This is a genomic window from Paenibacillus rhizosphaerae, assembly GCF_014192015.1.
Taxonomy (GTDB): Bacteria; Bacillota; Bacilli; order Paenibacillales; family Paenibacillaceae; genus Paenibacillus_AQ; species Paenibacillus_AQ rhizosphaerae.
This window is the reverse complement of record NZ_JACHXJ010000002.1, coordinates 699,780-713,859: the sequence shown is the minus strand read 5'-3', so window position 1 is coordinate 713,859 and position 14,080 is coordinate 699,780. Positions and strand designations below refer to the sequence as shown.

The window sequence follows — 14,080 nt, the reverse complement described above, 5'->3', positions numbered from 1 at the left end:
TGACGTCGGTTTGGCCTAGTGCGTCAGTCCAGGCTGTCTTTGCGGCGGTTCAGCAGCATCATGACCGCGGTCAGCACCAAAATGATAATGAACAGCAGATACGAAGCGGCTGTGGCCAGACCCATTTGCGATGCCAAAAATGCGTTCCGGTATATGTACAGCACCACTGTCATCAGGCTTCCGCCCGGATTACCCGCCGTGCCGCCAATCAGCCACACGTCGGTGAACCGCTTCATGCCGCCGATCGTGCCCATAATGAGCATAAAGACGAAGATCGGACGTAAATAAGGGATCGTGATATGGAGCCATTTCTTGTACCCGCCCGCCCCATCAACTTCAGCGGCTTCGTACAGGTCGCGCGGCACGCTCTGCAGGCCTGCCAGAAAAATTATCGTGTTGTAGCCCAGCGCCCCCCACAGGCTCATCAGCACAATGCTGTAGCGCGACACCTCCGGATTCGTAAACCAGCCGATAGGATGGTGAACCCCGAACCAGCTCAGCACAAAGTTCAGAAGCCCTTCTTTCGAAGGGAAAAACAGAAATGAGAACAGGAGACTGGTCGCTACCGCCGAGACGACGTTCGGCAGAAAGTAGACGGCCTTAAAAAAGTTTTTGCCGAAGTTCCATTTGAGATTGTTGATCAGGCTCGCCAGCACAAAGGACAATACGATGCCGAGCACAACGGACAAGACGCCCATCAAAAACGTATTTGTAAGCGCTTGCCAGAAAACCGGATCCTCCAAGGCGTACCGGTAATTGCTGAGCCCCACCCACTTTCCGTTCAGCGACAGGCCCGACGTCTGGTGAAAGCTGATAAACAATGCGGCAAACATCGGATAGATGGCAAATGCGAGCACGCCGATAATTAACGGGGCGCTGAACAAATAGCCGGTCCAATCATTGCGCGTGAACCATTTTTTCCGTTTGGGTGTCATTTTCTTGTCAGCATTCATCTCATTGCTTAATATCAATCGGCCCTCCTCCTTCCAAAAGGATCCCTAATGCCAACAACATGCGTCATCATTGGGTGATCATCAGCTTTGGTACATATTTATGTCCGGGACAGCCGTTTATGTTCGTTTGTTATTTCGATGTAAGAGTTAAAAAAAACTGGCACACACGCCCATCCCGTGAATAGACTGTGTACCATCACAAGCTTAGGGAAGGATTGGCCGATGAACTATCCGTTTGCGAACTATGGCGTCATTCACCAGTGCAAGGACATTCCGGTGGCTTTTCCGCCGGACCAGCACCAGCACGGGCAGCCGGGCATTGAATATGTGATGAACCCGCTCCCCGTATTTGAAAATCCGAACTATATCGGGACCGGAAAATTAAAGGACAAGGTGGCGATCATTACCGGAGGAGACAGCGGTATCGGGCGCGCGGTCGCCATCGCTTTTGCCAAAGAAGGCGCCGACCTTGTGATCGTATATCTCAATGAGCACCGGGACGCCCAGGACACGGAGCGGCGAATCCGCCAGCTCGGCAGATCATGCCTTCTGCTTCCCGTAGATGTGCGGTCGCCGGGCTTTGCTTCGTATATTGTGGAGCGCACCCTTCAAACGTATGGAAAGATCGACATTCTTATCAATAATGCCGCAGTCCAGTTCGTCCGGGAATCCTTGCTGGACATATCCGAAGAACAGCTGCGCAATATATTCGAAGTAAATATCCTTTCATTCATTCTGCTGACCAAAGCGGTTCTCCCCCACCTTCGGCCGGGAAGCAGCATCATAAACACCGCTTCCGTAAACGCCTATATCGGCCATGACAAGCTGATGGATTATTCCTCGACGAAAGGAGCGATTGTCAGCTTCAGCCGTGCCCTCGCCCGTAACCTGGCCAGTCAGTCCATTCGAGTGAATACGGTCGCTCCGGGGCCTGTCTGGACGCCGCTTATTCCAGCCACGATGCCGCCGGAGATGGTCGCCACCTTCGGCCGCGGCGTGCCGCTGGGGCGTGCTGCCCAGCCATACGAGCTGGCACCCGCGTACGTGCTCCTCGCTTCGAACGACGGGTCTTATATCACTGGACAGACGATCCACGTCAACGGGGGACAGATGGTTACCGATTAGTGCTGCGGCAGCCCCCCTAGAGGCGGCTCTTTGGCACCAGTGTAAATTCGATCTTTACGAGGACCCTGGTACAGAATCGTTAAACGGTTTGCAGGCAAAAAAAGAGAGCCGGAATACAGCTCTCTTTTTTTGCAGCTTATGATTTTTTTCCGCTGACAAGTCCAATGATCATGACGACAAGTGCCAATAAAGCGATCAGCTGATCGATCGTCATCGCCGCCCGCCTCCTCTTGTTCAAGGATGGCTCTTCCCAGGCGGCTTCTCTCTCCCGTGTTGCCGACGTACGTTTCCCATTACTGATATATGAGCGGACCGGGTAGAATATGACCGCTGCGAAAATCCGCAGCTACAAATCCCGGAGGAACCGCTGAACCCGCTCCTTGTACGTCTCCTTATCCGTATAGCTTTGGAACAGCCTGTTGCTGGCTACCTGCTGCCCCCCGAAGAAAAAGCGCTCGTAAAGCTGCTGCCGCCCGCCGAATCCGCTGCTGCTCAGCTCCCAGGCCAGCCGGAACAGCGCAGTCTTATCCCGGGCATTCATACCGCTGCCTTTGAGATAAGTCGATAAATACGGAGCGATTCCGGAAGAACCGAAGTCCTGCTCGGACGGAATCATAATGACGCTGCTGGATCCAAGCAGCTGGATGATTTCCATCATGCGTGCATACATTTGGGGATAGATGACAGTAGCGGACCAGAGCGGCTTAAGGTCGGGCCGCATGCTTCCCCAGTGGTCCATCTGCGCACCCGCTTCGGAGGCCAGCAGCATCGCCTTGAGCGTCTCCAGATTCACGATCACCTCCGTCACTTGTTCCGTAATGACGCTGCCGTTTTTTTCAAGCGCATCGACAATGGACAGAATGATCCCAAGGACAAATTCCGTCTTCGCCACATAACGGCAGCAGACCTGGTGGGCTGCATGCACGTGAAAGCCGCTCTCTGCAAAAAAGCGTGTGGACAAGCTGTCGTTGCCGAGAATAAATATGCGTTCCCAAGGGACAATGACATGGTCAAAAATGACGAGAGTGTCCATTTCCTCAAATCTCGAGCTGAGCGGATAGTCATAGGCGGATTCGCCGCCGACCAGGCTTTCCCGGCATATCCACTTGATGCCCGGAAGGTTGTTCGGAACGGCAAAAGCAAAGGTTTCGGGATTGTCCTCCGCCTGAAACAGGAATGAGGCCGGCGGATAGACGAGAATTTCATCGGCCGTGACCCCCTGGGTCGCCAGCAAAAACGCGCCCGACACGATGACACCGTTTGTCGTCTGATCAACGATGCGCGCTGCGGTATTGATGATCGTCCCGTCATCAAGCATTTCGGCCGCACGGCTCACCGCCGGCTGAACAAAGGCGTGCGACAGCGTAATGTCATGCTCTCTACAGTACCTGTAGTAGTTCCGCATGTTGTCTGCATACTTCGCGTCGGCTTCGGCCAGCATCTCCGAGGCGGCGGCATAAGCCATGACGGCGGTATTCATGTAATCCGGCGATCTGCCGAGCAGGCCGAAATGGCGCTCACCCCAGAGCGTCATCGCTCTCCTGCGTCTGGCGAGATCTTCCTTGGTCTTCGGCTGTAAGTACGATAAGCCTATCGGCTCCCCGCTTTCATGAGACGTGTATGTCAGAAGCTGCGCATACTCTTCCGCAGCCTGCATATCGTAAAGTGAAGCCTGCGTGCCTATTAAACCGCGGAAAGCCGCATGATCGGACAATTTTCCTTGGATTTGCTTACCCTGAAGCCAAACCTCCGGCTGCGCCTGATCGATCCGTTCCATATACTCTTTACCATTTTTCACCGGCATACGGATGGCTCCCTTCCCTAAGAATGTTACATTTATCCTATTCCGCTCTGCTGTATGAAGTGAGGTATGACCGCCTAATCATGAAGGCTCAATATGAACAAAAACAGTTATCCATAAGCGCATTTCTCTCTCTTTAACACCAAATAGGAACATGATATGATAGCAGAAAACAACGAATATGGGGGAAGCAGACTATTCTTAATCCAAGTCAAACAGGCGATATCTCCACTCTCCAGGAGCTGTGCGAGCGGGCCGATTCCATCACTCTGAAATTAAACTGGGGCATGCTGAAGTCACGTCCTGCGGACGCAAATCTGGACTTCTTTCATTATTCCGGCGATACTCTGACCGGTTTCCTCGCCTTGTATCCGCTCGGCGGCGGTCTCGAGGTATGCGGTATGGTGCATCCGGATTACCGGCGTCAGGGGATATTTACGAATCTATGGAAGGATGCCATCCGTTCGGCTGACGTTTCAGCCTATAAAACCGTTCTTCTGAATACCCCGGCCTCTTCGGCCAGCGGTACCGGCTTTATCCAGTCCCAAGGAGGGGTGTTCTGCCACTCAGAATATCAGATGAAATGGCATGACGACGGCCACATTGTCACGGCAGCGGACCCGTCGGTCCGGCTGCGAAGCGCCGGGCTTGCCGACATGGAGGACATCATCGCCATCGATCAGGAAGGATTCGAGATGAGCCGGGAGGAGTCAGCCGAAATCTACTCATCGCTGCTGCAGGAAACGGGAACCCGACCGCTCATCATTGAACGGGATGGGGTTACCGTCGGCAAGGTATCTCTCGAAGATACAGGCTCCGATACGTGGATATACGGTTTTGCGGTGAAGGCATTGGTTCGGGGCCAAGGGATCGGCCGCAGCACGCTGATGCTCATCGTATCCGAAGCGATAGCCCAGGGGCGGGACGTATGGCTGGAGGTGGCGGTTCAGAACCCCAATGCGCTCAGGCTGTACGAATCCTGCGGCTTTAAAGTGATGAGACAGCAGGACTACTACGAGTACATGGCGTCCAAATAATCGGCACCAGAAAACCGGCTGCGCTCGGCATGTCCAAGGCGCAGCCGGTTTATTGTGTTGGGCGGGCCTGGCTGATAAAGTCCTACACCCGCTCCGCATTCAGCTTGGCTTCCATCGATAGAACATCCTGAAATTCATAGACCAGCGCCCCGTTATCCGCTACCCTTAAATGGACCTGACCCTTGCGGCGCATCGCTTCCAGCGCATCGCCGGCCTGCTCCATGCTGAGCGTCGTATGCAGGGCAACGTCCGCAGCGGTCAGCAGGTTTTCCTGCTCCGCAGCCAGGTGGAGAATGCTCTTCTCCATCTCGGGGGTGATCTCCATCCCTGCTCTCTCTTTTTTCGTTTTCGTTCGCAATATAAGTCCGATTCCAAGCGGAAGCACGGCGAAGACAAGGAAGCCAAACCAATCATCCGTTCCGCCCCGGACCGCCTGATTGACATAGAGAACGCCGCACAACAAGCCAAACAAAGTGAGGATCCACGATATTTTCCGTCTGCTGCTCACCGGCAAGTCCTCCTTTCGCGAGGGTTTATCTTTATTATACCTTTACCCGCACCGAGTATGAAGAAAGTGCATTGTATGTACGAAATGTTGTACAATATAAGCTAAATGAAATTAATGAACAGAAGGATGGAATGCATTCATGTATGTAGCACGCGATTGGCAGGATTATGAATTGATGGATACCGGGGACGGGGAAAAGCTGGAGCGTTGGGGAGACGTCATTCTCCGCAGACCTGACCCGCAGATTATATGGCCGCTCACCAACGAAACAGGGCAGTGGCGCCAAGTTCACGGACATTATCACCGGAGCTCTTCGGGCGGCGGTCAATGGGACATGAAAAAGCCGATCCCCGACCGCTGGACCATTTCCTACGACAAGCTGAAGTTCCATATCCGCCCTACCAACTTTAAGCATACCGGTTTGTTCCCCGAACAAGCGGCCAACTGGCGCTGGATGATGGACAAGATTGCCGGCGCGGGCCGGCCGATCCAGGTGCTGAACCTGTTCGCCTATACCGGTGGAGCCAGCGTGGCGGCGGCTTCCGCAGGCGCCCAAGTCGTCCATGTCGACGCGGCAAAAGGCATGGTTCAATGGGCCAAGGAGAACCTGCAGCTGTCCGGCCTCGGTGACCGTCCGGTCCGATTCATCACGGACGACGTGTTTAAATTTGTGCAGCGCGAGCAGCGCCGCGGCAATAAATACGATGCGATCATCATGGACCCGCCGTCTTACGGGCGCGGACCCAGCGGGGAAATGTGGAAGCTGGAGCAGAGCCTCTATCCCTTCGTCGAGAGCTGCATGAGCATCATGTCGGACAACCCGTTGTTTATGCTCATTAATTCGTATACGACCGGTATTTCACCGACCGTACTGCATAACATCCTGTCCATGACGGCAGCCCGCCGGTTCGGAGGAAGCATTTCCTGCGGCGAGCTCGGACTGCCGATTACCGCCTCCGGACTGAATCTGCCGTGCGGCATTTTGGGTAGATGGGAGTCCTAAACCATGAGCAGAGCCGATGGTCAGGACATCCGCATTAAGATTTTGTATGAGGACAATCATTTACTAGGCATCGTTAAGCCGGTCAACGTGCCGACGCAGGAAGATGCCTCCGGGGACGCCGACCTGGTCAGCCTGCTCAAGGAGGACATCAAGATCCGGTATAACAAGCCCGGCAACGTATTTGTCGGCCTGGTGCACCGGCTGGACCGACCGGTCGGCGGGGCGATGGTGTTTGCCAAGACATCCAAGGCCGCCTCTCGTTTGTCGGAAACGGTGCGCTCCCGCAAGTTCCGCAAAGTCTATGCCGCCGTCGTACACGGGAAGCTGCCCGCACCGACAGGAAGGCTGAAAGACTTCCTGCTCAAGGATGCAAAGACCAATACCGTGTCTGTGGTGAAGCCAGGAACAGCCGGCGCGAAGGAAGCACTGCTGGATTACGAAGTGATCGCGGAGGCGGACCGTTATAGTCTGGTCAAAGTGGAGCTCCATACCGGCCGGTCCCATCAGATTCGGGTTCAGATGAGCCATGCCGGCTGTCCGCTCTACGGCGACCAGAAATACGGCAAAGGGCTGAATAAGCCGGGGCAGCAGATCGCCTTGTGGTCTGTCATCGTCGGCGTTCCACACCCCGTCACAAAGGAAGAAATCGTTCTTGCCTCGCTTCCGCCTGCCGAGCATCCCTGGAATTTGTGGCCGGAAGCGACCCTGAACGCTTTGACAGACTAGAAATCATAATTCATCCCGCCCGTCGGCAGCAACTAGGCCGCAATCAGCACAAAAGCCGGAGAGCCTAGCATGAGCAGGCTCTCCGGCTTTTATATGATAACGGCTGATACGACCCATTCTTGGACATGAAACCGATACCGGCTTCCAATGTCCGTCTCGTTTCGCCATTCTTGTTGCCATCAGTTTCTTGTCAGCACCAGCATAGAGGCAGCACCGCGCTGGAACTCATAGTCCGACGGCCGTTCCTCGGCCGACCATCCGTTTCCGGCGGCAAACGACAGCAGCTTCTCCATGTCCCCATTCCTGCGGCTGCTCTGGTCCACCAGCGGAAAAATCCGGATTTCATCCTTCGTCACCCGCATCAGCTCACCCAGCGTCTGCTCATGAAACGCGTAATCCAGCTTGTCGTTGTACATAAACAAAAAATGCGCCGACAGTGTGATGTCAAACTGCCGGTCTGCAAACGGCAGCACCGGTAAAACGGCCGCAACATATCGCTCTGGATGCAGCTTCATATCCTCAACCGCGGCCGTCAAGGCCCTTGTGCGCTCGCTGCGGAGCCCTTCGGGACCGCCGAATTCGTCCCAGCGGTACTGATCGCCCAGGCTCTCCACATGCTGCACCGCATGCCCGATATCGAGCCTCCCCTTCGCCTCAAGTGCCGCAGGATCAAACTGATAGGCTATATCCGCAGCAATGGCTTCAATGCCGATCTTCCTTGCTTTTGCCGTAAACGAGCATGCCCCGCCAGGGCAATCCAGGACGGTTCGTCCCTTCAAGTCCACGGGCTTCACGTTAAACATCCGCAAATATTCGTCATAGGTCCTTCCTATGAAGACGATCCGCTCCAGCCGGATGTCCTCCGGATCTCCTTCGGAAGGGCTTACCTGATCGCGGCCTGTCTCCTCACCAGCCGGCCCTATACGTGTCGGCTCTGCTCCCGTACCTTGTTCTGCGGTACGCTCCTTCTCGTCAAATTCTGCTCTTCTCAACTCTTCTCTTCTCAACTGTTCTCGGCTCATCTTCAGGGCCACACACCTTTCCGTTCTCATGTAAAATCCCAAATAGGATTTCACAAATTGTATCCGCCGGAGCCCTCAGTTGTCAATATCCCCCTTTGATACCAAGTTGCCTGAGTTATTTTCGCAATTTTGGCCGACTTACCGCCTATGACGTATAAAAAAAGACGGGCGCTGTAATGATGGCAGCAGCCCGTCCGGCTTGTCTTCGAATCCATACGATTATTCAAAATGATAAGTCCAGAACCGCTCCTGGCCAAAGCGCTCCAGCACGGCTTTATCCAGCTCCGACTGTCCGCTCGTTTCCCAGCGGAACTGCGACTGATGGGCGCGGATCGAGGCAAACTTCTGCGGCAAATAATCGCGAACATCCACAAGGACGTCCGGTTTGCCAAGAATCTTCTCGCACCCGTTGGAGAACGCCAGGCAGTACACTTTCGGCCGTTCATTCTTCGGCATGGCCGTTACGGTCCGAATGACCGCGGCTCCGGTTGCATCATGATCCGGATGAACCGCGTAACCCGGGTAGAAGGTGATGATCAGCGATGGCTTCACGTCGTCAATCAGCGCGCGCAAGCGGCTGGTCAGCATCTCCTGATCCTCAAATTCCACCGTCTTGTCATGCAGACCCATGAGGCGAAGATCCTGGATGCCGATCGCCCGGCAGGACGCCTCCAGCTCCTTCCGGCGCAGTTCAGGAAGCGTCACGCGGTTCGCCAAGATGGGGTTACCCATGTTGCGGGCCATTTCCCCCAGGGTTAAACAGGCGTACGTCACCTGGGTTCCAGCCTGGATATGCTTAGCCAATGTACCCGATGTGCCGAACGACTCATCATCGGGATGGGGAAACACCACAAGAATATGTTTTTCCATATGTCTAACCTTCTCTCGTTAAAATGGTTGGCGGCTCAACTGAAGCGCTACGACGAGTTTACCGTCGCTGTCATGTCCAGCCATGATCAGCCGCTCCGTTTCCGTTTCTTCAAAATGGGTCAAGCCTTGGGAATAAACCCAGCCCTGCTCCATTTTCAGGCCGATCCGGTAAGGGCCGAAACCGGCGATGGAGCCCTGCGAATATCGGACGACGCCGTTATGGATAAACGTCGATGCGGTAAATTTGGATGAATCGTTATGTGAAGCGTAAGCACCCGTTGTCATTTCGAGGTGTATATAAAGGTCCTGGTTCTTCAGTGAATCTAGCATCTCCTGGACCATGCCGGGATTGATCAGCTGCATATTCCTTCCCCCATTCTGATAGCGTCTAACTGCAACAATATTTATTATAATTCAAAACAACAGGAAATCACAATCAAACCTGTAGATTTAGTCATCTTGGACGGAAGAACGGGCTTGGATAAGTCCAAAGTTACGCATGCCGAAAAAGGAAAGAAGCTGCCCTGGACAGCTTCTTTTTACATGACGAAATATAGCGGTTTAATCGGCCAGTTCCCTGCCTTTGGTTTCCTTACCGAGAAGGAGAACGCCGATTGCACCGATCAGCACAATGACAAAAAACATGCCGAAAATAGTATCGATGCTGATGCCCTTACCAACCATCACGCCTACGAGCAGCGGCGCAATCACCCCTCCGACCCGGCCGACCGAGGTTGCCAGCCCCACGCCGGTGGACCGCACCCGGGTCGGGTACAGCTCGGGCGTATAGGCATACATGCCGCCCCAGGCGCCGAGGTTAAAGAAGGACAAGCAGATCCCCGCGGCGATCAACATGCCTTCCGTATCCGCATAACCGAACCAAAGCGCGCTCAGCGCCGTCAGCGTCAAATAAGTGACCATGACGAACTTGCGTCCGAACTTCTCGATGAAGTAAGCCGCGGTAAAATATCCGGGCAGCTGGGCGATCGTCATGATCAGCACGTATTCAAAACTTTTGACCAAACTGAAGCCTTTGAGAACCATGACCGACGGCAGCCACAGAAACATGCCGTAATAGGAAAATACGACGGTAAACCACAGAATCCAAAGCATCAGCGTGGAGCGGCTGTGCTCTTTAGCCCAGATCGACTTGAATTTGGTCCCGAAGGACAGCTTGGCGACGCTTGCCTGCTGTTCCTTGAAACGAGGCGCATCTTCGATGGATTTGCGCAAATAAATCGCATACAGCGCCGGAATGGCCCCGATAACAAATGCAATCTGCCACCCGTACTTCGGAATAACGAAGTACGACACCAGCGCAGCGACCAGCCAGCCTCCCGCCCAGAAGCTCTCCAGCAGGACGACGGCTCTGCCGCGGTCGCGTGCAGGCATCGACTCCGACACGAGCGTCGAAGCCACCGGAAGCTCGCCGCCAAGGCCAATGCCGGTAATAAACCGCAGCAGGCACAGCACGGCAAAGCTTGCGGCTAACGCGGACAAGCCGCTCGCCACCGAAAAAATGAGCAGCGTCCACAGCAGGATCGTCTTGCGGCCGAACCGGTCGGCCATATAACCGGCGGCGGCCGCTCCGATCACCATGCCGACGGAGTTCATGCTGGTCAGAACCCCGACCTGCTGCGGCGACAGCTTCCACTCGACCGTTAACGCCGTTACGATAAACGATATGATGCCGACATCCATAGCGTCGAACAACCAGCTGAAGCCGGCGCTAAAGAGCAGCTTTCTTTGCTTGGGGTGCCGCAATAGCTCTAACTTACTCATCCATGATGACTCCTCTTGAAGAAATAATAGGGGTATTAGCATCGTTATCCATACGATGCCCTAAACGGCGCTTTCAAACACGCCGGGCCCGGTTTAGGCCGTGATTTTGCCCAAAAGATACACCAGCAGCTGCTGGTTGTGAAGCGAGATTCGGCTCAGCACGCCGGACAGGAACGCATCGCGGATCTGCAGACCACGGGACACTTCGTTCTTGCCCTTTTCCGATATGGACACCCATACGATCCGCCGATCGTTCAAATCCCGCTCACGCTGGATCAGCCCGTTCTTCTCCATGCGGTCCAGCAGCATGGTGACCGCGGCAGGGCTTGTCGCCAGCAGCGGGGTCAAATCCGAAGGCTTCATCCGTTCCTGACCGCTCAGCACTTCAAGCACGGTTAACTGGGACTCCGTCAGGGCCGGGGCGAGCTCGTTTTCCATATGTAATTTGTAATCTTTGCTTAGTTTAGACCACATTTTCGCAAATTCGGAAGTCTGCACTGTATATCCTTCCTTTCGCTCAGTATCTTGTAATCGTCATGATTTACATGATTAAGTTTCGCGCAAATCAAAGCAATTCCTTCTTCACCGTGAAAATTTTCTTTGCTTGGTTCGTGAAAACCGTGCAAATTTACAGGAAAAACCTCCCCTACATCGCGGTTCCGATGGCCTTCCAGCGCCCATTCGGAACCTTTTCGGGGAGCCACAAAATTCTTTAAATTTCCAGGTAAAACGAAAGGGCATCCCGCAGCCCGGGATACCCTATTCAGCCATTGATTTTATGATTTGGACTCCGTCCGGCTCGGCTCAGAGCCGGTCACGAGCAAATCGACAATTTCGTCCTTCTTCTCTACGTGCACGAGCAGCTTGCCGATCGATTTCCGCTCGGCGAGCGGCGCCTGCTCCGAATTGAAGGTGAAGCTTTGGCCGGCCTGGGTCATGGCCGTGATCTCGAGCGGCTCGCGGCAATAAAACGCTCCCGCGATTCGGGTTCCGTTCGGCTTCACCCGCTTGCCTTCCTTGAACTCGAATGTAGCCAGTCCCTTGCCGCCGCGGCTTTGCGGCAGGTAGTCCGCCAGCAGCGTCCGTTTGCCGTAGCCCAGCTCCGTCAGGGTGAGGATTTCGCCCTCGTCCTCTTCCACCCACAGGGCGGATACGACCTCATCGCCTTCCTTGAGCTGAATTCCCCGCACCCCGGCAGATACGCGGCCCATCGCATTAACCTCCTGCTCCTTGAAGCGGATGCTCATGCCTTCCTTGCTGACCAGCAAAATGTCTTTGTCGTTATTGCTCATCGTTACCGACAAAACCGCATCGTCGCTGCCGACCTTGCAAGCGGCAACCGCGCTGGAGCGGTTTGTCATGTACTCTTTCAGCTCCGTCCGCTTCACTTGGCCCTTGCGGGTCACGAAGACGAGCGATTTATCCGGCTGATCAAAATGGTTGACAGGAATGGCCCCTACGATCTCGTCTTCCTTCGCCAGGTTGATGACGTTGACGATCGCCGTCCCCGGGTCCTTCCACTTGAACTCCGGCACCTGATGCACCGGCAGTAGGAAGAATTGGCCGCGCTGCGTGAAGATCAGCAGATTATCCAGCGTGTTGACATCCAGCACCTTGTTGACATAATCGCCTTCCTTCACCCCGGAGCTGTCCAGCTCTCCGCCGGAACGCGTAAACGACAGCATGCTCGTCCGCTTGATGTATCCGTCGCGTGACAGGGTTACGAGCACATCCTCCGAGCTGACCATGACTTCCAGGTTGACCTTGATTTCCTCAACCTCGCCCTGGATGGAAGAGCGCCGGTCCACGCCGTACTTGTCGCGGATTTCGAGCAGCTCCTTGCGGATCAGCGCGATCAGCTTCTTGTCGCTCTCCAGAATCGCCTGGTACTGGGCGATCTTCTTCTGCAGCTCGTCCAGCTCCTTCTGCAGCGTCGTGATCTCCAGGTTGGTCAAACGGTACAGCTGCAGGGTCAGAATCGCATCCGCCTGACGCTCCGTAAACCCAAACATCCATTGCAGGTTGTTCTGTGCATCCTGGCGGTTGCTGGAAGCCTTGATGGCCGCGATGACTTCGTCCAGAATGTTCAGCGCTTTGACAAGACCTTCGAGCACATGGGCTCTGGCTTCCGCCTTCTCGAGATCAAACTGCGTCCGGTACGTCACAACCTCGCGCTGGTGCTCGATGTAGGCCTGCAGCATCGCTTTCAGTCCAAGCTGCTGCGGCGCCTTGTTAACGATGGAGACCATGTTGAAGTTGTACGTGACCTGCAAATCGGTCTTCTTAAGGAGGTACGCCAGAATGCCCTGGGCATCGGCCTCCTTCTTGATTTCGACAACGATGCGCAATCCTTCGCGGCCGCTTTCGTCACGAACCTCCGAAATTCCCTCGATTTTTTTCTCGAGTCGAATATTCTCCATTTGTGTCACCAGACGCGATTTGACGACCTGGTACGGAATTTCGGTAATGACGATTTGCTGTTTGCCGCCGCGCAGAAACTCGATGTCTGCTTTGGAGCGGAGGTAAATCCGGCCCTTGCCCGACTGGTACGCTTCCTTGATGCCGTCTCCGCCCATGATCAGGCCGCCCGTCGGAAAGTCCGGACCTTTGATAAAGGTCATGATCTCGTCCAGTTCGATTTCCGGCTTCTGCATGACGGCGATGCAGGCGTCGATGACCTCGCGCAGGTTGTGCGGCGGAATCTCGGTTGCAAAACCTGCGGAAATGCCGCTGACCCCATTGACCAGCAAATTCGGATACCTGGAAGGAAGAACGACAGGTTCCTTGGCGGTATTATCAAAGTTGTCCTTGAACTGTACGGTACGCTTCTCAATATCCCGCAGCAGCTCCATGGCGATCGGCGACAGGCGCGCTTCCGTGTAACGCATCGCTGCGGCCGGGTCATCGTCGATCGAACCCCAGTTGCCGTGACCGTCCACCAGCACATGCCCCATTTTCCAAGGCTGGGCCATCCGGACCATGCCGTCATAGATGGATGCATCCCCGTGGGGATGATAGTTACCCATGACATCCCCGACGGTTTTGGCGGATTTGCGGTAAGATTTATCCGGTGTATTGCCCGAATCGTACATCGCGTACAGAATCCGGCGCTGAACAGGCTTCAGGCCGTCCCGCACGTCGGGAATAGCCCGGTCCTGAATAATATATTTGGAGTACCGGCCAAAGCGGTCGCCGACGACCTCCTCCAGAAAGGCCGGCAAAAATTGTTCCGATAAGCTCATCCATTCACCTT

General features: G+C 54.8%; 13 protein-coding genes. 4 read left to right on the top strand and 9 right to left on the bottom strand.

Annotated elements, in window-relative coordinates; all coding sequences use genetic code 11:
- Positions 1-23: 23 nt before the first annotated feature.
- Positions 24-953: a carbohydrate ABC transporter permease gene (locus tag FHS19_RS11900; RefSeq protein WP_145024618.1), complete on the bottom strand. Its 930-nt coding sequence runs from the start codon at positions 951-953 to the stop codon at positions 24-26.
- 222 nt (positions 954-1,175) lie between these two features.
- Between FHS19_RS11900 and FHS19_RS11895 the strand changes: the two genes are divergently transcribed.
- Entirely contained in the window at positions 1,176-2,078 is a 903-nt protein-coding gene (locus FHS19_RS11895; RefSeq protein ID WP_183582036.1) for an SDR family oxidoreductase, read from the top strand.
- Positions 2,079-2,424: 346 nt separating this feature from the next.
- Here the strand turns inward: FHS19_RS11895 and hpaB are convergent, their stop codons facing one another.
- Positions 2,425-3,882: a 4-hydroxyphenylacetate 3-monooxygenase, oxygenase component gene (gene hpaB, locus FHS19_RS11890; protein WP_183582035.1), complete on the bottom strand. Its 1,458-nt coding sequence runs from the start codon at positions 3,880-3,882 to the stop codon at positions 2,425-2,427.
- A 284-nt stretch (positions 3,883-4,166) separates the two neighbouring features.
- Between hpaB and FHS19_RS11885 the strand changes: the two genes are divergently transcribed.
- On the top strand, positions 4,167-4,916 hold the full coding sequence (locus tag FHS19_RS11885; RefSeq protein WP_183582034.1) for a GNAT family N-acetyltransferase: 750 nt from the start codon (positions 4,167-4,169) through the stop codon (positions 4,914-4,916).
- An 82-nt stretch (positions 4,917-4,998) separates the two neighbouring features.
- Here the strand turns inward: FHS19_RS11885 and FHS19_RS11880 are convergent, their stop codons facing one another.
- On the bottom strand, positions 4,999-5,424 hold the full coding sequence (locus tag FHS19_RS11880; protein WP_183582033.1) for a hypothetical protein: 426 nt from the start codon (positions 5,422-5,424) through the stop codon (positions 4,999-5,001).
- A 139-nt stretch (positions 5,425-5,563) separates the two neighbouring features.
- Between FHS19_RS11880 and FHS19_RS11875 the strand changes: the two genes are divergently transcribed.
- Positions 5,564-6,427: a class I SAM-dependent methyltransferase gene (locus FHS19_RS11875; RefSeq protein ID WP_183582032.1), complete on the top strand. Its 864-nt coding sequence runs from the start codon at positions 5,564-5,566 to the stop codon at positions 6,425-6,427.
- Positions 6,428-6,430: 3 nt separating this feature from the next.
- Complete coding sequence (locus tag FHS19_RS11870; protein ID WP_183582031.1) at positions 6,431-7,153, top strand: RluA family pseudouridine synthase; 723 nt, start codon at positions 6,431-6,433, stop codon at positions 7,151-7,153.
- A gap of 179 nt (positions 7,154-7,332) precedes the next feature.
- On the opposite strand, the gene FHS19_RS11865 is transcribed toward FHS19_RS11870, so the two are convergent.
- From FHS19_RS11865 to gyrA, 6 genes are all read right to left on the bottom strand, one after another.
- The gene (locus tag FHS19_RS11865) at positions 7,333-8,145 is read right to left on the bottom strand and encodes a class I SAM-dependent methyltransferase (RefSeq protein ID WP_246426544.1); all 813 of its coding nucleotides are present in this window, start codon (positions 8,143-8,145) and stop codon (positions 7,333-7,335) included.
- Between the two features lie 249 nt (positions 8,146-8,394).
- Positions 8,395-9,045, bottom strand: a complete 651-nt coding sequence (gene bshB2 / locus FHS19_RS11860; RefSeq protein ID WP_183582030.1) for a bacillithiol biosynthesis deacetylase BshB2 — start codon at positions 9,043-9,045, stop codon at positions 8,395-8,397.
- 18 nt (positions 9,046-9,063) lie between these two features.
- Entirely contained in the window at positions 9,064-9,408 is a 345-nt protein-coding gene (locus FHS19_RS11855; protein ID WP_183582029.1) for a YojF family protein, read from the bottom strand.
- Between the two features lie 198 nt (positions 9,409-9,606).
- On the bottom strand, positions 9,607-10,827 hold the full coding sequence (locus FHS19_RS11850; protein WP_183582028.1) for a niacin permease NiaP: 1,221 nt from the start codon (positions 10,825-10,827) through the stop codon (positions 9,607-9,609).
- Between the two features lie 93 nt (positions 10,828-10,920).
- On the bottom strand, positions 10,921-11,325 hold the full coding sequence (locus FHS19_RS11845) for a MarR family winged helix-turn-helix transcriptional regulator (protein ID WP_183582027.1): 405 nt from the start codon (positions 11,323-11,325) through the stop codon (positions 10,921-10,923).
- A gap of 278 nt (positions 11,326-11,603) precedes the next feature.
- On the bottom strand, positions 11,604-14,069 hold the full coding sequence (gene gyrA / locus FHS19_RS11840; RefSeq protein ID WP_183582026.1) for a DNA gyrase subunit A: 2,466 nt from the start codon (positions 14,067-14,069) through the stop codon (positions 11,604-11,606).
- Positions 14,070-14,080: the final 11 nt, after the last annotated feature.